Source organism: Acinetobacter sp. M5A5_2a, from assembly GCF_053345265.1.
In genome coordinates, this window is sequence record NZ_JBKEZV010000012.1 from 1 (window position 1) to 16,199 (window position 16,199).

General features: G+C 39.1%; 16 protein-coding genes and 1 pseudogene. 8 read left to right on the forward strand and 9 right to left on the reverse strand.

The genetic code is table 11. The annotated features are described in order from the left end of the window. Nucleotides 1-226: 226 nt before the first annotated feature. Nucleotides 227-797, reverse strand: a pseudogene (locus tag ACLBWE_RS15785) (TetR/AcrR family transcriptional regulator). An 88-nt stretch (nucleotides 798-885) separates the two neighbouring features. Here ACLBWE_RS15785 and ACLBWE_RS15790 point away from each other — a divergent pair. Further along, nucleotides 886-2,100 (forward strand): oxygenase MpaB family protein, encoded by a 1,215-nt coding sequence (locus tag ACLBWE_RS15790; RefSeq protein WP_447603964.1) that lies wholly within the window; start codon nucleotides 886-888, stop codon nucleotides 2,098-2,100. 67 nt (nucleotides 2,101-2,167) lie between these two features. On the opposite strand, the gene ACLBWE_RS15795 is transcribed toward ACLBWE_RS15790, so the two are convergent. The 4 genes from ACLBWE_RS15795 to def form a co-directional block, all read right to left on the reverse strand. After that, complete coding sequence (locus ACLBWE_RS15795) at nucleotides 2,168-2,374, reverse strand: hypothetical protein (RefSeq protein ID WP_045437095.1); 207 nt, start codon at nucleotides 2,372-2,374, stop codon at nucleotides 2,168-2,170. Between the two features lie 54 nt (nucleotides 2,375-2,428). Further along, the gene (locus ACLBWE_RS15800; RefSeq protein ID WP_447603965.1) at nucleotides 2,429-4,543 is read right to left on the reverse strand and encodes a TonB-dependent copper receptor; all 2,115 of its coding nucleotides are present in this window, start codon (nucleotides 4,541-4,543) and stop codon (nucleotides 2,429-2,431) included. Nucleotides 4,544-4,616: 73 nt separating this feature from the next. After that, nucleotides 4,617-5,042: a DUF2946 family protein gene (locus ACLBWE_RS15805; RefSeq protein WP_447603966.1), complete on the reverse strand. Its 426-nt coding sequence runs from the start codon at nucleotides 5,040-5,042 to the stop codon at nucleotides 4,617-4,619. Between the two features lie 43 nt (nucleotides 5,043-5,085). After that, complete coding sequence (def, locus tag ACLBWE_RS15810; RefSeq protein ID WP_004795267.1) at nucleotides 5,086-5,616, reverse strand: peptide deformylase; 531 nt, start codon at nucleotides 5,614-5,616, stop codon at nucleotides 5,086-5,088. Nucleotides 5,617-5,738: 122 nt separating this feature from the next. Here def and ACLBWE_RS15815 point away from each other — a divergent pair, with 122 nt between their 5' ends. The 3 genes from ACLBWE_RS15815 to ACLBWE_RS15825 are packed head-to-tail and all read left to right on the forward strand — an operon-like array spanning nucleotide 5,739 to nucleotide 8,665. Then, entirely contained in the window at nucleotides 5,739-6,893 is a 1,155-nt protein-coding gene (locus tag ACLBWE_RS15815) for a LysM peptidoglycan-binding domain-containing protein (protein ID WP_447603967.1), read from the forward strand. A 20-nt stretch (nucleotides 6,894-6,913) separates the two neighbouring features. Then, a complete protein-coding gene (gene dprA / locus ACLBWE_RS15820; RefSeq protein ID WP_348950889.1) occupies nucleotides 6,914-8,044 on the forward strand; it encodes a DNA-processing protein DprA in 1,131 nt (376 codons plus the stop codon). 51 nt (nucleotides 8,045-8,095) lie between these two features. Next, complete coding sequence (locus tag ACLBWE_RS15825; RefSeq protein ID WP_017391511.1) at nucleotides 8,096-8,665, forward strand: L-threonylcarbamoyladenylate synthase; 570 nt, start codon at nucleotides 8,096-8,098, stop codon at nucleotides 8,663-8,665. A 390-nt stretch (nucleotides 8,666-9,055) separates the two neighbouring features. Here the strand turns inward: ACLBWE_RS15825 and ACLBWE_RS15830 are convergent, their stop codons facing one another. Both ACLBWE_RS15830 and ACLBWE_RS15835 read right to left on the reverse strand, forming a co-directional pair. Beyond that, complete coding sequence (locus tag ACLBWE_RS15830; protein WP_209832124.1) at nucleotides 9,056-9,976, reverse strand: DMT family transporter; 921 nt, start codon at nucleotides 9,974-9,976, stop codon at nucleotides 9,056-9,058. A 105-nt stretch (nucleotides 9,977-10,081) separates the two neighbouring features. Beyond that, entirely contained in the window at nucleotides 10,082-10,735 is a 654-nt protein-coding gene (locus ACLBWE_RS15835; protein ID WP_080595492.1) for a TetR/AcrR family transcriptional regulator, read from the reverse strand. Between the two features lie 135 nt (nucleotides 10,736-10,870). Between ACLBWE_RS15835 and ACLBWE_RS15840 the strand changes: the two genes are divergently transcribed. The 4 genes from ACLBWE_RS15840 (at nucleotide 10,871) to ACLBWE_RS15855 (ending at nucleotide 14,276) form a co-directional block, all read left to right on the forward strand. Further along, complete coding sequence (locus ACLBWE_RS15840; RefSeq protein ID WP_005037438.1) at nucleotides 10,871-12,085, forward strand: MFS transporter; 1,215 nt, start codon at nucleotides 10,871-10,873, stop codon at nucleotides 12,083-12,085. 21 nt (nucleotides 12,086-12,106) lie between these two features. Beyond that, nucleotides 12,107-12,871, forward strand: coding sequence for an AraC family transcriptional regulator (locus ACLBWE_RS15845; protein WP_003655519.1), 765 nt, complete (start codon nucleotides 12,107-12,109; stop codon nucleotides 12,869-12,871). A gap of 121 nt (nucleotides 12,872-12,992) precedes the next feature. Next, nucleotides 12,993-13,538 carry a glutathione peroxidase gene (locus tag ACLBWE_RS15850; protein ID WP_447603968.1) on the forward strand — a complete coding sequence of 182 codons (546 nt, stop codon included), beginning with the start codon at nucleotides 12,993-12,995 and terminating at the stop codon, nucleotides 13,536-13,538. A gap of 141 nt (nucleotides 13,539-13,679) precedes the next feature. After that, nucleotides 13,680-14,276, forward strand: coding sequence for a hypothetical protein (locus tag ACLBWE_RS15855; protein WP_447603969.1), 597 nt, complete (start codon nucleotides 13,680-13,682; stop codon nucleotides 14,274-14,276). A 62-nt stretch (nucleotides 14,277-14,338) separates the two neighbouring features. Here the strand turns inward: ACLBWE_RS15855 and ACLBWE_RS15860 are convergent, their stop codons facing one another. Both ACLBWE_RS15860 and atpD read right to left on the reverse strand, forming a co-directional pair. After that, entirely contained in the window at nucleotides 14,339-14,758 is a 420-nt protein-coding gene (locus tag ACLBWE_RS15860) for a F0F1 ATP synthase subunit epsilon (RefSeq protein ID WP_003655525.1), read from the reverse strand. A gap of 17 nt (nucleotides 14,759-14,775) precedes the next feature. Further along, nucleotides 14,776-16,170 carry a F0F1 ATP synthase subunit beta gene (atpD, locus tag ACLBWE_RS15865; RefSeq protein WP_003655528.1) on the reverse strand — a complete coding sequence of 465 codons (1,395 nt, stop codon included), beginning with the start codon at nucleotides 16,168-16,170 and terminating at the stop codon, nucleotides 14,776-14,778. Nucleotides 16,171-16,199: the final 29 nt, after the last annotated feature.

A 16,199-nucleotide genomic window follows, 5' to 3' on the forward strand; every position in this document is an offset into this window, starting at 1 on the left:
TCATCACTTAAAGTAATCAACTCAATTCCAAGTAACTGTTTTTCAACAAGTTCTTATCTGCATCACCGCCGATGGATGTGCATTATAGAGGATTAATAACCCTTTGCAAGCGAAAATTAAAAACTTATGACTTGAGCGTTCATTTTTAAAACAAAACCCATATTAACCAATTGTTTTATATAAATAATTATTTTAATTATTTATTTTTGACTTAAATACGCCAGTATCATGCTCGATAATTCTTGTTTAAGTTGTTGTTCTGAGATAAGAAAATTGTTCTGACTCACATATCTCATCATTGTAAAAAGCGTACTATTGATGATTACAAAGGATTTATGCTTCACCTGTTCGAAGTCCCATTGATGGGGATTTCTACTAAATGTATATAGTCCAACTTCAAAAAAATGTTTTTCTAAAATCTGAGCAGCTTGCGAATGACTATAGTCATGCCAATGCTTCAGTACCTCTATAAAAAAACCATGATCGGCTTTTAATGCAGCAAATCCTAGTTCTATTGCTAAGGGGATAAGGATATCCAAAGGAATATTTCCTTGCTGCATAACTAATTCTTTGAGTTGTTGCCCCAATAGTTCGCTTTTACGGCGCAACAGTTCTTCTATGATTTGATCTTTATTCTCAAAGTATTGGTAAATTGAACCCACACTTACTCCAGATCTCTCTGCAATTTTAGGAGTCGTGGTATGGAGCAATCCATATTGGGCAATACAGTGCTGTGTCGCCTCTAAAATATGGTCAACAATAATTTTTGAACGCTGTTGCTGTGGGGCTTTTCTCATTGGTTTTTTATTCTTTAAATGTGAATTGAATGCGAATAATTATTCATATTAGCCTATTTATTATTCAGTTCAATAAGTAAGTGACAATATGCAAACAAGTAGCCCGACTCGACTTGCCTCTTTTAATGACATGCAAGACAGTAATTTCTTTACTCAGTTTTTAAATGTCTGTTGCGAAAAACCAGCACAGCCAAGCTATGCAGAATATGTGTCTTTACAACGTGCTCTTTATGAAGGGGACGTTGAAATGGATAAAGTAATTGATTGGGTTATGCAAAATCCTAAAGATCACCGCATGATTTTTGAGAAGATATTATTTCAAGGCCGCGATGACTTATCTAAGCCCATACCTACTGAGTTAGAAAGTTTCTTTAATTACATTGAACAAAAGCCTGAATGGCTAGATCAACATCAAATTGATGAGGCTATTAAATTTACTCATCGTTTAGGAATAAATAATGGTTTTATTCTTAGAGATTTATCTTTGATGGCGGGATATTTATATCCAGGGTTTAATCAGCCTCTAATTTTAACTGGCGCATTGAAGAAACAGGCAGGAACACGTTTAGCAGAGACTACAAAATGGTGGGTGGATATTACTGAACCTCAAGGGCTTTATCGTTTGAGTTCAGGCTTTACCTCAACCATTTATGTTCGCTTTATTCATGCACTCGTTCGCCGACAATTAAAAAAGTCTGATCGTTGGGATAGCGAAATTTGGGGAATTCCTCTTAATCAGTTTGATTTAGCAATGACCAATTTAGCGTTTAGCAGTGTGGTTTTGTTAGGAATTCGAGCTTTAGGAATATGGCCGACTAAACAGGAAACTAAGAATTTTTTACATTTTTGGCGTTATGTTGGCTGGTTGATGGGTATTGATGAAAAATGGCTTATTCAATCTGAAACTCAAGGCTGGCGCTTACTTTACTGGATGCAGTTTGCTCACCCGCGCTCCGATCACAGCAGTATTGAATTAGGATCGAGCTTATCTAAAGAACCTTTTGAGAGAAAATATCAGCATTTACGTTCTTTGCAGCAGAAGCTTGCTTATCGACAACATTTAGAACTTACTCAATTTTTTATTGGTAAGAAAAGAATGAGATTACTCGGATTACCTCAACAATCTGCTTCGTGGTTTGCTTATTATCTGATTTTACGTAATTCATTACTTTATAGTGGTGCAAAGCTTTCACCAAAAATTGAAAACTTCTTATCCAAATCAGGGCGTAATATACAAAAACTTGGTCTAAGTCTTTATCAGAATCAAGGTAAAGCAAAAACCTTAGCGAGTATGCATCAATAATTTTCTAAGTCTAAAAATAAAGAATGGAAGTCTGGATATCAGACTTCCATTTTTAAATATTAAAGGCTTATTGAGATGATGAACTATGCATTTCAGCGTGATTCATTTGCTCAGTCGACTCCACCATCTGCTTCTTTTTTTGACTTGGCATGTAGTCAGGCTCATTGTTGATTGCCAAGTAAAAAATGATCATAAACAATAAACTCAAGATAGAAGCCACAATAAGTAACTTCCATCCCCACCAAGACTGTTCAGGCGATAATTTATTTGTCATTTGATTTCTCTCGTTAAATTAATATTTTCAGTTCATTTAATTCGCTACAGCTTATTAAAACTTCATGCTCATACGAACCCAGTAGTTTCTTCCGATATTGTTAAACTGCTCTTCACTCGCGAATCCAAAGCCTGCACTACCCGCTTTGTTTAAGTGTTCGGTATAGGTTTTATCTAATACGTTATCGACACCAACAGAGACATCAATATCCTTACGAAGGTTGTAACTTCCGTTTAGAGAAAGAGTTGAAAAACCTTTACTTGGTTTTAGGTCATATCCCACGATATTACCTTGATGTAGACTCACACGGTTTTGCTCAGCCACAGCTCGCCACAACAGACCTAAATTATATTTGTCAGCCACATAGCGAATATTTAGTCGACCTTCTAAAGGAGAGATTTGAGGTAAAGGTTTGTCATCTGTGGTGTTTTTACCCCATGCATACATAGCACTTAAATCAGCCTGAATATGGTCGGTAAATTGATATCCAATACCCGCTTCCGCCCCTGCGATGGTTGCATCGACATTTTTGGCACCCGCAGTAATATCATGGCTCATATCATGTCCACCCATTCCAGTACTTGGGTGATGGTGGTAACTCATTAAAATGTAGTCATCTACTAAACCTGCATAGGCAGAAGCCCATGTATTTAAAGCGCCATGTTGTTGCTGAAAGCCCAGATCCAACTGTAGTGTTTTCTCAGGATTCACACCGTTAAAGGTATTGGTTGAGCCAGCATTACCATGTTGAGGCGAAAAAAGTTCCCAATAATCAGGCATACGTTCTACATAGCCTAAACCGATATAGCTTTTTAGGTCATGCTCAGGATGTTGATTTTCCCAGCGGACAAATGCACTTGGTAAAGTCTTTTCAAGTTTAGTATTAAAGCCTTTTGCTTGAGAATCTGCGCGCTCATCTTCAACTGTTACTCGATCTAAACGCACACCTGTAACCAGTTTATTGAGATCGTTCCATTGATAACCGAGTTCACCAAAAGCACCATATGATTGAAAACGCATATCTTGACGATATGGAACATTCATAGAAGGCATCGTTGGTGATGACATGCTGCCGCCATGTTTATTAAATTGAGAATCTACACCTGTAATTAAACTCCACTTATTCCATTCAGAAGTCATGGCTAAGCGCGAATTTAGTGTACGGCGCGTCACTTGCATTGCCATCGCGTTCGGCATCAGCATGGTCATACCACCATGTGTCATTTCAACTAATGGCGGGGTACGTAAGCTAAAGTTATCCATAATATGGTCGTTATAGCTGTAGTTCACCTGCCCTTCAATTTTCTTAATCACATCAGTGATATTTTTCTTTTCGAACCGCAGACCTAAGCTTTCACGCGCAAATTGTGAACCGTCCATTGAACGTCCAGCATAGAGCGATTCGCCATCAGATTTTCCACCAGTGAGTTCAACCCAAGTGTTTTCATCTGGAGTGAAACCAATCGCCACATCAGCATTCCACTTCTTCCATGCTGAAGGCACGGTATTGCCGTCACCATCCTGATAACTGTTCGACTCAGAACGATTGGCATTTAAACGAATATATTTCTTTTCATCACCAATTGCCGCTTCAACATTATGGTCAATACGCCCATATGAACCTAACAAAACACTGGCTTGCCCACGATAAGGTTTCTCTGTAGTGAGCTTTTCAGGCTGACGTTCAAAAAGAACAGTCGCTGCCGAACCCGTATTGGCATATTGAACCGTTTGCGGACCTTTAATGACAGAAATACGGTCATAACTTTCTGGTGAAATATAAGAAGTTGGGGCGTCCATACGGTTTGGGCATGCGCCTAAATTTTCGGTTCCGTCAGTTAGAATTTTGATGCGTGAGCCAAACATACCTCGGAATGTTACATCGCCATTTGTTCCACCGCTTTGTATTGAGTTAAAACCCATAATACTTTGCAGGTAATCTGCACCATCTGTAGCAGGTACTGGCTGAATCGGTTGCTTTGGATCTGCATGAACAATAAGACCGTTTGCATCATTGCCTTGCTGTGCTGTAACAACGATAGGTGCCAATGAATGAAGTGTTTTGATATCAACATCATTTTTTTCTGAATCAGCAAAAACTAGACCCGAATGAGAGACAGCAAACATCGCAACCCATAAAGGTTGTAATAAGAATTTAGAATGTGACATTTTTTATACGCTCTAAAACATAAATAAAGTGATATTGAAGTCAATCAAGACCCCAACAAAAAATTGCTTTTATTTATGCAAATAGAGGTGGTGCACGCCCTTGCGGGAGTAGGAAAAGTCGCTGTAGCGCAAAATAAACATGTTTGAATGCTTGTTGATAAGCGACTAAGCGAACTTGTATGCGAACTAAAACTTCTTTTACGCCGAATTCAGGCGGTAAAACCAGATTGGCATAGACGGTACAATATTGACATTGATGGTTTGCATCATGATGGTCATGGTGTTCAGGTACTTGAGCCTGTTCAATATGATCTTCATGATGTGAATGCATGGTATGTGACATGGCTTCCGTCTGTGCTTTGGGCTTCAGCAAAGCACGGGTAATAGTTTCACAGACCGGAGCAATTTGATATTGCTTCGGTAATAGCGGCTGTAGAAATACCGCAACCTGTAAAAATACTGCTGCACATGCGAGCAGTAAACCACTACGAAAAACCAAAAATCACATCCACACTATATTAATATTTGAAGAATAGAAATTTTTAACGTTTTACTGCAACTTTTTCACGCTCACGTTGACGAACAACTTTTTCGACTTTTTCACGCGCACGCTGACGTTTAAGTGGCGACAAATAATCCACAAATAATTTGCCATTTAAGTGATCCATTTCATGTTGGATACAAACAGCGAGAAGTCCATCAGCTTCTATCTCAAATGCTTGACCTTCAAGGTTAATTGCCTCAATTTTCACACGTGACGGGCGCTCAACTTTGTCGTATATTTGTGGCACCGATAGGCAGCCTTCTTCGTACTGCTGCTTATCTTCTGTCAGCGGAGTGATTTTGGGGTTAATAAAAACCAAGGGTTCATCTTTAGCTTCAGATAAATCTATAACGATTAACTGAATATGACGATCTACCTGTGAAGCTGCTAAACCAATACCTGGTGCGGCATACATGGTTTCAAGCATATCTGCTGCAAGTTGACGAATTTCATCAGTAACTTCTTCAACAGGCTTAGCAATGGTACGAAGACGGGGATCAGGAAAACTTAAAATAGGTAATAAGGCCATACTGACGTCCTCACTTATGCCATTGATTGAAAAACCAAATGAAGGAAATACTTCATCGAAAAATTGTGTGTAAGCCGCCTATTATAACGCATCTGCACACATAATTTTTAGGAATTATCATAATGAAAAAGGTTTTTAACGGCATGGGTGAATTTCATGCTTTGGGGATAAAAAAGCATTTACTTGCTTTCGCACTTTTTACAGGGGTTGCAATGGGTACAGTAGCAGAGGTTCATGCTGCTAGTCCGAACCATAATCCACCCTCTCTAAAAAGTAATGCACCACATGTCTACGTTGTAAAACGAGGAGATACGCTGTGGGATATTTCGGGTCATTTCCTAAGTAAACCTTGGCGCTGGCCAGAAATCTGGGCAAGTAATCAGCATGTCAAAAATCCACACTGGATTTACCCGGGTGACCGCTTATTGTTATGTAGTTTAGCTGGTCGACCATTGATAGGTAAAGATGAGGGAGATGGTTGTGTCGGCATTATTCGTCGCTACACAGGCCAAATAGCAAACTTACAACCTCAAGTTCGTGTGGAGTCGCTCAACGATAATGTGCCTGTTATTCCACTTGAACATATCAAACAGTGGTTAGAACACAGCACAATTTTGCCAGCCGATGCAATTGAACATACGCCTTATATTGTTGGCACTGCTGATCAACGTGTACTTGCTGCAAAGGGCCAAACGATTTATGCACGCGGACAAGGTTTAATTGATGGTCAACGTTATGCAGTCTACCGTGAAGGTGAACCGTACTATTTCATGGATAGTAAGCGTAAAAAACACAGTCTAGGTATTGAACTACAACAAGTTGCTTCAGGTATTGCGATTTCTTCTGAGAAAGACATAACAACACTTGAGCTAACTGATAGCTACAATTCCGAAGTGCGTCGTGGTGATCGGGTCATGCCAGAAGAGGATGCGACTTTGCCCACTCTATTTTACCCAGTGGATGCTAAACAAGTGATGGATGGTGGCAAGATCATTCGTGTGATGGGTTCAATTGGTAGAGCAGCCAAAAATAGTGTAGTGACTTTGGACCGCGGTACGGCTCAAGGGGTTCAGGTGGGTCAAGTTTTTGATATTACCCAACAAGGTGAAACCATTCGAGATCCTAAAACCAAAGAACCAATACAGTTACCTGGTCAACAAATTGGTAGCCTTATGGTATTTAGAACTTTTGATCAGCTTAGCTATGCATATGTATTAGAAAGTGACTTACCTATTAAAGTAGGTTCAAACATTCAGCCACCTCGTCTTGATGATTAACGCTGGATATACACTTTACAATGCTTACTCAACTTTCTTCACACCATTACCACACCCTTAAAGTGTGGTATTTGGTTCAGCACTCTTTAGTTAGCTTTAAAAAAATTGTCGACTATTTCGGTAGCTGTGAAACGGCTGTCCAACCTGCCGGGTTAGCCCAATGGTCTAATCTCGGTTTACATGCCAATCATTTAAAACGCATAGATGAATTTCAAACTGCTCAAGGTCAGGCTCATTTTGAAAAACTGGTTCAGCAGATCCAGCAATATACTGACTTTATTTTAACGCCAGATGACTCTGGCTATCCTACGCAATTGCTACCTTACACAGATCATCCGCCCATCATTTTTGGAAAAGGCCAAGCTCAAGCTTTGTTGCAACCACAAATTGCGATTGTGGGTAGTCGAAAACCAAGCCCACATGGTCGTCAGGTTGCTTATGATTTTGCCTATTACTTAAGTGAAAAAGGATTTTATGTGAGTAGTGGTTTGGCATATGGAATTGACGAAGCTGCTCACCAAGGAGCTTCAGTACATCAACGAACTATTGCTGTAACCGGAACAGGTCTAGACAGCACCTACCCTGCTCAGAATAAAAAACTTGCAGAACAGATCTTGGCTCAAAACGGCGCCATCATTACTGAGTTTCTACCCGGTACGCCACCATTACAGCAGCATTTTCCACGTAGGAACCGAATTGTTAGTGGTTTGAGTTTAGGAGTACTCGTCGTCGAAGCAACTTTAAAAAGTGGCTCTCTGATTACTGCCAACAAAGCTGCTGAGCAAGGTAAAACGGTATTTGCTATTCCTGGCCATATTTATAGTGAGTTTCATCAGGGCTGCCATCAGCTTATTCGTGAGGGTGCAATCTTAGTCGATCATCCTGAACAGATTATTGAGGACCTTGCTCTCCCAACACAGTGGCAGAGTCAACAACAAAGCCAAAGTGAAGCAACTGAAACAGGCGCGCCAGAAATTCCTGAACATTTAATTAAACTATATCAATCTTTAGACTGGGTCGGTCAAGATATCGATCAGCTTGTTGTGCACCATTCACAACCTGTTGCAGAACTCACCTCTTCACTCATGGAACTAGAACTACTTGGTTTATGTATGCAACAATCAGGGCTGTATTTACGTTGTCGCTCTTAGTACTGGAGCGCACAATAGCAATTCTGTCTGATTGAAAGGAAGAGTATTACCATGATTACCACCTCAGTTACCGAAGCCGCCGAAAGTTTACATCAAGGTCAAGTCTTGGCGTATCCAACTGAGGCAGTTTGGGGGCTAGGTTGCGACCCTTTTAACGAACAAGCTTTTCAAAAAATTCTAGAGCTGAAACAAAGACCTATTGAGAAGGGGGTCATTTTATTAGCCGGCCATATTAGCCAAGTTGAGCACCTGTTAACCTCTTTACACCAAACAACCCAACAAGAAATTATTGATTGTTGGACGAATCACCAACCCTCAGAAAGAGCCACAACTTGGCTCTTGCCAGCTGGTGAACATATTCCTTCATGGATTAAAGGTGAACATCCACTTGTCGCTGTTCGAGTCACCACACATCCTTTGTGTGTAGCATTATGCAATGCTTTTCATGGTTTTATTGTCTCGACTAGCGCTAATCCAAGCGGGCAAGAACCTGCTCATTCACTACAAGATGCCTGCCAATACTTTGGTTCACAATTGAACTATCTCAATGGTGATTTAGGCCAAAGTCAGCAGCCAAGTAGAATTATTAATGCTCTCACAGGCGAGATTATCCGCGCCTAATTTCAGACAAAAAAAAGCTCAGTTATATAGGGATAACTGAGCATAAAAAAGGATGGGTATATACCGCATCCAGAGGGTTTGGATATCTCTGCAACGAAAGATAATTTGCAAAAAAGAGCGTCTTTCGTAGTGGTCGCTATTATGTGGCAATAGACTAAATGAGAGAAATATATAATTTCTCTAAAAAAAGCATGAAAAGTGTAGGGAATTTACGGTTTTTCGCTTAAAAATTAAAATTATATTAATATTTTTATTCGGCTTTTTTAATATTTATATTTCAACCTAGTTTTATAATCTATTTATAAATCATATAGAAAAGCTTTAACTAATAAAAAAATGGCATATTTTCATTAATTTTTTTCAAAATATGCCATAGTTTTTTTAGTGGTCTTAGTTTTGCTCTTGTATCAGCTCACTCTTTTTGGAACTGACCTTCTTTTGAGCCATGATGATACCAATTAAAATTATTACACCACCTAGTGTGTGATAAATGGTCCACTGCTCAGATAACCAGACACTCGCAATAATTGCTGTAAACACAGGAACTAAGTTCATAAAGATACTTGTTCTATTAGGCCCTAATTGCTGAACAGCCAACATCCAAACTAACGGTGCAATGAGTGAAGCGAATACACCTGCATAAATAGCACTTGGCGCATTTTGTGCATTTAAAGCATCTAGTCCGAACCAAAAAATTAAAGGAAGATGAAATATTACAGAAAATCCAATCTGAACATATAAGCTTGTCATGATTGGAAGTGGAAGCTGCCATTTTTTAAGGAAAACCCCATAAAATGCATAGAAGAATACAGCAATAATCATCAATGCATCACCAAGATGTCCACCAGAACTTAATAAGTGGCCAATATCTCCTTGGGACATGACATAGAGCAAACCTGCGAAAGATAAAATACTGCCAAAAACTGCAAATCGATTAGGCACATCTTTTAAAATCGCAAGCGAAACAAAGATCGTAAAGATAGGAATAAATGCATTCACAATTCCCATATTGGTCGCACTGGTATAATGGGCAGCCGTATAAGCAAGCCCTTGATAAAGCACCATCCCAAATGCACTTAACACAGCCAGCTTAGGTAAATATGGTATTACTAGTCGTCTTTGTCTCCAAACAGGTAAGAGCATAAACGGCGTTAAAATAATAAAAGCGATTAACCACCGATAGAAGCTGATACTTACTGGAGAGATATAATCAGAAACATAGCGGGTAACTACAATATTTAAAGACCAAATCAGTACTGCCAAAATGGGAAATATAAATGCCCATTTATGATATTTCATGACCTGACTCATAGTAATACGCCATCTGTAAAAGAGAGTTTATTTTGAAGAATGTCTTAATAAATTGAAATATCGTATTTCCGACATTGATATTGAACTTAGGACATCATCCGTTTTTTAGAATAATGTCCAAGTCTTCATGGCATGTTCCACAACTTTGTGTAATTGCTCGGTACTCGCCCCATCTCTTGCTTGAATCGTTAACCCTTGGATGACGGTTGCATAAAAGTCTGTCATTTCCTGTAACGGTGCATTCGAAGACAAATCACCCTGCTCTACGCCTTGTTGAAGACGTTTAAATAATTTTTCTTTGGTCTTTATTCGTTTATCGAGAAGGTTCTGCTGCACATTCTGAGTAGCGTCAGAACAATTCATAGCCGCAACAACGAGCATACAACCAGCAGGCTTATTTGGCTGGACGAGTCGTTTAACGTTATCGTATAGATAAAGTTCAAAAGCGATTTTTGCTGTTTTTGCTTCTAAAAAGATGGTTTCAATAGGGCATGCTTCATGAGCCAAGTAGTAATCAATACTTTGATAGAAGAGCCCCGCCTTATCTCCAAACGCACTGTATAAGCTTGGTGCTGTAATTTCCAAAGCTTGCGTTAAATCACTGATCGACGTTGCTTCATAGCCATGCTCCCAAAACAGTAACATTGCCTTTTGCAAAACCTGCTGTTCATCAAAGCATTTAGGACGTCCACGCTTTTTTTTCAGCGTATCTTCAGCAGCGATCAAATTCGTTTCATGCGTATTTGTCATAAAGATCACATCTATTTTTATAACAATCGTTATTAAATTAATTGACGTTCGATTTTTTATCAACTATTTTATTTTCATAATGATCGTTAGTTAATTAATAAATTGCCTTTGTTCAATCCAAATTTAGCCAAGTAAGGATTTCCTATGGACCAATCTTCTATCTCTAAAGCGCGACCCACGACCTCCCCACAGGGAAGCTGGTTTGCCATTTTGGCCGTTGCCATTGCAGCATTTGCATTAGTAACAAGTGAATTTTTACCTGTTGGTGTTTTAAATAGTGTTGCAACAGATTTAAATATTTCTGTAGGTACAGCTGGTCTTATTATTACTGTACCTGGCATTATGGCCGCGATTGCTGCCCCCTTATTACCAGTTTCAGTGAAACAACTTGATCGACGCTATGTTCTCATTTTACTGACAGCAATTATGGTTATTGCCAATACCATTACTGCTTTTGCTGAAAACTTTCATATTTTATTACTCAGTCGTTTAATCTTAGGAATCTCAATTGGCGGATTCTGGGCCACGGCAATCGCTTTAAGTGGAAAATTAGCTCCCGCTCATCTCCCTATTGCTAAAGCAACTGCTGTTGTAATGGCAGGTGTAACTTTTGCGACAGTTTTGGGTGTTCCTATTGGAACATGGTTAAGTGAATTTTATGGCTGGCGCAGTGCTTTTGGAATTACAGCAGGAATTGGCTTAATTGTTTTAATCTTACAATTAATCTTTTTACCTAAACTTGTTCCAGACTCGCCAATCCATATGAGGGACTTACCAGCATTATTACGCACGCCTAAAGCACGTAGCGGCATGCTTATTGTTCTACTTATCGGCCTTGCTCATTTTTGTGCATATAGCTATTTAGCGCCTTTCTTTAAGAATATTGCGGGCTTTAATGGTACAACGATTAGTTCATTATTATTGCTCTATGGAATTGCAGGTATTTTCGGAAATGCATTTGCTGGATATAGTGGTAATTTGAATGTCCGTTATACGCTTGCCTTTGTTAGTGCTTGCTTTGCAATTGTATTTTTTGGATTCCCACTTTTTGCCATTCATGAATTTGGTGCTATTGTCTTAACTGCTTTATGGGGCTTCGCATTTGGTGCTTTCCCTACCTCAGCCAATATCTGGATGTTTGTACATGCACCACATGCAGTTGAAAAAGGTATGCCTCTTTTTGTAGGTATGTTTCAGGTCATGATTGCCACAGGTTCATTATTAGGCGGTTATGTAGTTGATCATTTCAATGAAAATACCTTAATTTATGGTGTATTAAGCTTTGTGGCTTTAGCACTCGTAAGTACTTTTACCTTAGCAAAAGGCTTAAACAACCCTAAAGCGACCTGTGAAAATTAAAATATTAGTCTGAGTACAAAGATGAACAATGAGGACCAACAATTTTCTTTATTGAACAGTATAGAAGTTCATGAATTTCTATATCAAAAAGAAGATATTGTTCGTCCTCATGCCTCGCTCTGGGGAGATTTTAATTTCAGCTTAAATGGCATTTTAGAAATGCAGGTGGAAGAACAGCTATATCTGTCTCCACCTAGTTATGGACTTTGGATTCCACCTCAAACAGTTCATCAATCGACTGATATTGATCACGAAATTCACTATATCTGTATTCGTCTACATCCCCGCCTATGCTCTGTTTTAGGAGATGTCTGTCAGTGTTTTAGTATCCAGCCCTTTTTTCGGACGTTGGTCCTCCAAATTCTGGAACAACAGAAGCAGAATAAAAAACCTGAATATTTAGAACATCTTTTACAAGTCTTATTCGACCAATTACAACAAGCCCCAGCCTATTCGCATTATTTGCCTCAAACGCGGCATCCAGTTTTATTGCCTATTTTAGAAAAGCTTTCCGACCCATTACTTTTTGATCACTCTTTACAACAGTTACTCCAAAATTTCTCGGTAAGTGACCGTCACCTGTTACGTTTGAGTCAACAAGAGCTACAACTCTCTTTATCTGAATGGCGAAATCGAGCCAAAATTGTTTATGCAATTCATCAAATACGACAAGGGACGCCAATCAAGCGTTTAGCATATGATTTAGGTTATCAACATAGCTCAAGTTTTATTGAGTTTTTTAAACGTTATACTGGGCAAACACCTATTCAAATTAGAAATAACTAGAATTCAGTTTATCCTTTAAAATCTTTTTCTTTTTTGAACACGAATATTATTGCACTACCTCTCAATAGCAGTTAAAACAAATGCGTTACTTGATATCAAATACAATCTTTAGGAAATACTCATGACACAATCTGTATATCATATTCCAGTAAAAGCTATTTCAGGCGAAACGGTTGACCTTGAACAATATAAGGGCAAGGTTTTACTTATTGTAAATACTGCTTCTAAATGTGGCTTAACTCCACAATACGAAGGCTTAGAAAAGCTTTATCAAGCAAAAAAAGATCAAGGCCTTGAAATTTTAGGTTTTCCAGCAAACAACTTTAAAGAGCAAGAACCAGGTTCAGATGAAGAAATTCAACAATTCTGTTCATTAAATTATGATGTTCACTTTCCTTTATTTTCTAAAGTGTCTGTTGTCGGTGAAGATAAGCACCCACTCTATGAAACTTTGACAGCAGCTCAACCAGAACGTACTGGTGAAGGACCTTTCCGTGAGCGTTTAGAAGGTTTAGGTATTCCAACTAAACCAGTTCCAGAAGTTTTATGGAACTTCGAAAAATTCTTAATTAATAAAAATGGCGAAGTAGTGGCTCGTTTTGCTCCAAACCTAACTGCGGATGATGAACAAATCGTTAAAGCAGTTGAAGCAGAGTTAGCAAAATAACGTTTAAAAACGTAAAAAAGAGCGTTTTCTACGCTCTTTTTTATTATCTGGTCAAAATGTTGTTTGTTTGCAAAAATACAATCTTTCTCCATATTTTATGCCTATAGTACCTATTTGCTTTATTTGATGTTGTTTGTAGTTATGAAAAAAGTTTTACAGGGTGCGTTTCTTCCTTTTGTAATTTTTGCCTCAGGCATGCTTTTACTCGGGTGTGATCAGGCACAAGACCATGCTACTGAACAAGAAAATACTGGAATAACCGAACAGGCATCTGATCAAACTATTGAACGACAAGAGTCAGATATTGCTCCGAGTAAAACCGAATTTAAAAGCGGCAATATTTTTTATATGGTTCGAGATGCTGCTAATTTACAGCTTAAAGCTGGAGATTATGTTGAACAACTTAAAGACACTCAACTTGACGTTGAACAAGCTATTCAAGATAAAAATCAAAATGAATTAAAAACAACTGTTTCAACTTTAAAACAGCAATTACAAGGTTTAAATCAAGCTCTTCTCACCTTAGATATAAAAAGTCAGGAAATTGAGAATATTCGCCAAAGTTTATTACATGCAAATCAACAAGCTCTAAGCATGCCTTTACTAAATGGGAAATTAGATCAAATCAATTTTGAACAAATTGAAAAACAGCTTAATACCATTCAAATGGATATGGTTAAACTCGCAGCTATGATTATGGCTGGAGATGAAAAACCTGATCCAAAAACTGATTCTTAAGTTATATCCAAATAATAAAAAAGCCACCTTACGGTGGCTTTTTTTGATGAACACTGCACAAATTATAATGCGCGGTTCTTCATCTTACGGATAGTTTCAAGCTGACCTGAAATCTCTGATAGAGATGCCAATGCAGCAGCTGAGTCCAAATCACTCTTTTGGTTCGCAAGCAATTGTTCAGCATTTTTACGTGCTTCTAAAATTGCAGCTTCATCCAAGTTGTCTGCACGGATTGCAGTATCTGCAAGAACCGTTACAACATGTGGTTGAACTTCTAAAACACCGCCAGATACATAGACGATTTCTTCTGTACCATTTTCCAACTGAACACGAATCGGGCCCGGTTGAAGCAAAGTCACAAGTGGTGCGTGTCCTGGCAAAATACCAAGTTCACCACCTGCGCCTTTCGCGATTAACATCGTTACTGCGCCAGAGTAAATAGACTCTTTAACACTTACGACATCACATTGCATAGTCGCCATGAGATGATCTCCTTAAATTAGAGTTTCTCAGCTTTAGCAATCACTTCGTCAATACCACCAACCATATAGAACGCTTGTTCTGGGATGTGATCGTATTCACCAGCTAATAGACCTTTAAAGCCACGAATCGTTTCTTTAAGCGATACTAATTTACCAGGAGCGCCAGTAAACACTTCAGCTACATGGAATGGTTGAGAGAAGAAACGTTGGATTTTACGCGCACGGTAAACAACCAATTTATCTTCTTCAGCTAACTCATCCATACCCAAGATTGCGATGATGTCTTTAAGCTCTTTATAACGTTGCAAAATGTTCTGTACAGAACGCGCAATTTCATAATGCTCTTGACCAACAACTAATGGGTCTAACTGACGTGAAGTTGAGTCAAGTGGATCGATCGCTGGATAGATACCAGAAGATGCGATGTCACGGCTCAATACTACTGTTGCATCTAAGTGAGCAAATGTAGTTGCAGGCGATGGATCTGTTAAGTCATCGGCAGGTACGTATACTGCTTGGATCGATGTGATCGAACCAGATTTAGTAGACGTAATACGCTCTTGAAGAACACCCATTTCTTCTGCAAGTGTAGGCTGGTAACCTACCGCAGATGGCATACGACCTAACAATGCTGATACTTCAGTACCTGCAAGAGTATAACGGTAGATGTTGTCGACGAATAATAATACGTCACGACCTTTACCATTTTCGTCTTTTTGATCACGGAAGTATTCAGCCATAGTCAAACCAGTTAACGCTACGCGTAAACGGTTACCTGGTGGCTCATTCATCTGACCGTAGACCATTGCTACTTTGTCAAGAACGTTAGAATCTTTCATCTCGTGATAGAAGTCGTTACCTTCACGAGTACGCTCACCAACACCAGCAAACACAGATAAACCTGAGTGAGCTTTCGCGATGTTGTTGATCAACTCCATCATGTTAACGGTTTTACCAACACCAGCACCACCGAATAAACCAACTTTACCACCTTTTGCAAACGGGCAAAGTAAGTCAATTACTTTAATACCAGTTTCTAAAAGATCAGTAGAAGCAGCTTGTTCAGCATAAGAAGGCGCTTGACGGTGAATTGGCAAACGTTCTTCAGTTGCAACTGGACCAGCTTCATCAATTGGGCGGCCCAAAACGTCCATGATACGACCAAGCGTAGCTGGACCTACTGGAACAGAAATCGGTGCATTTGTGCTAGTTACATTAAGGCCACGTTTAAGACCTTCTGTAGAACCCATTGCGATGGTACGAACAACACCATCGCCAAGCTGTTGCTGAACTTCTAATGTAGTTTCAGTACCGTCAACTTGGAGAGCGTCATAGATCTTAGGAACGCTATTGCGCTCAAACTCGACGTCGATAACCGCGCCGATGATCTGAATGATACGACCGCTACTCATTGCTGTCTCCTCAATTCAAACTTAATAAT

Excerpts from the sequence above, each read along its gene's own strand:
- ACLBWE_RS15790 (WP_447603964.1), top strand. The coding sequence starts at position 886 with ATGCAAACAAGTAGCCCGACTCGACTTGCCTCTTTTAATGACATGCAA.
- ACLBWE_RS15795 (WP_045437095.1), bottom strand. The coding sequence starts at position 2,374 with ATGACAAATAAATTATCGCCTGAACAGTCTTGGTGGGGATGGAAGTTA.
- ACLBWE_RS15800 (WP_447603965.1), bottom strand. The coding sequence starts at position 4,543 with ATGTCACATTCTAAATTCTTATTACAACCTTTATGGGTTGCGATGTTT.
- def (WP_004795267.1), bottom strand. The coding sequence starts at position 5,616 with ATGGCCTTATTACCTATTTTAAGTTTTCCTGATCCCCGTCTTCGTACC.
- ACLBWE_RS15815 (WP_447603967.1), top strand. The coding sequence starts at position 5,739 with ATGAAAAAGGTTTTTAACGGCATGGGTGAATTTCATGCTTTGGGGATA.
- dprA (WP_348950889.1), top strand. The coding sequence starts at position 6,914 with ATGCTTACTCAACTTTCTTCACACCATTACCACACCCTTAAAGTGTGG.
- ACLBWE_RS15825 (WP_017391511.1), top strand. The coding sequence starts at position 8,096 with ATGATTACCACCTCAGTTACCGAAGCCGCCGAAAGTTTACATCAAGGT.
- ACLBWE_RS15830 (WP_209832124.1), bottom strand. The coding sequence starts at position 9,976 with ATGAGTCAGGTCATGAAATATCATAAATGGGCATTTATATTTCCCATT.
- ACLBWE_RS15840 (WP_005037438.1), top strand. The coding sequence starts at position 10,871 with ATGGACCAATCTTCTATCTCTAAAGCGCGACCCACGACCTCCCCACAG.
- ACLBWE_RS15845 (WP_003655519.1), top strand. The coding sequence starts at position 12,107 with ATGAACAATGAGGACCAACAATTTTCTTTATTGAACAGTATAGAAGTT.
- ACLBWE_RS15850 (WP_447603968.1), top strand. The coding sequence starts at position 12,993 with ATGACACAATCTGTATATCATATTCCAGTAAAAGCTATTTCAGGCGAA.
- ACLBWE_RS15855 (WP_447603969.1), top strand. The coding sequence starts at position 13,680 with ATGAAAAAAGTTTTACAGGGTGCGTTTCTTCCTTTTGTAATTTTTGCC.
- ACLBWE_RS15860 (WP_003655525.1), bottom strand. The coding sequence starts at position 14,758 with ATGGCGACTATGCAATGTGATGTCGTAAGTGTTAAAGAGTCTATTTAC.
- atpD (WP_003655528.1), bottom strand. The coding sequence starts at position 16,170 with ATGAGTAGCGGTCGTATCATTCAGATCATCGGCGCGGTTATCGACGTC.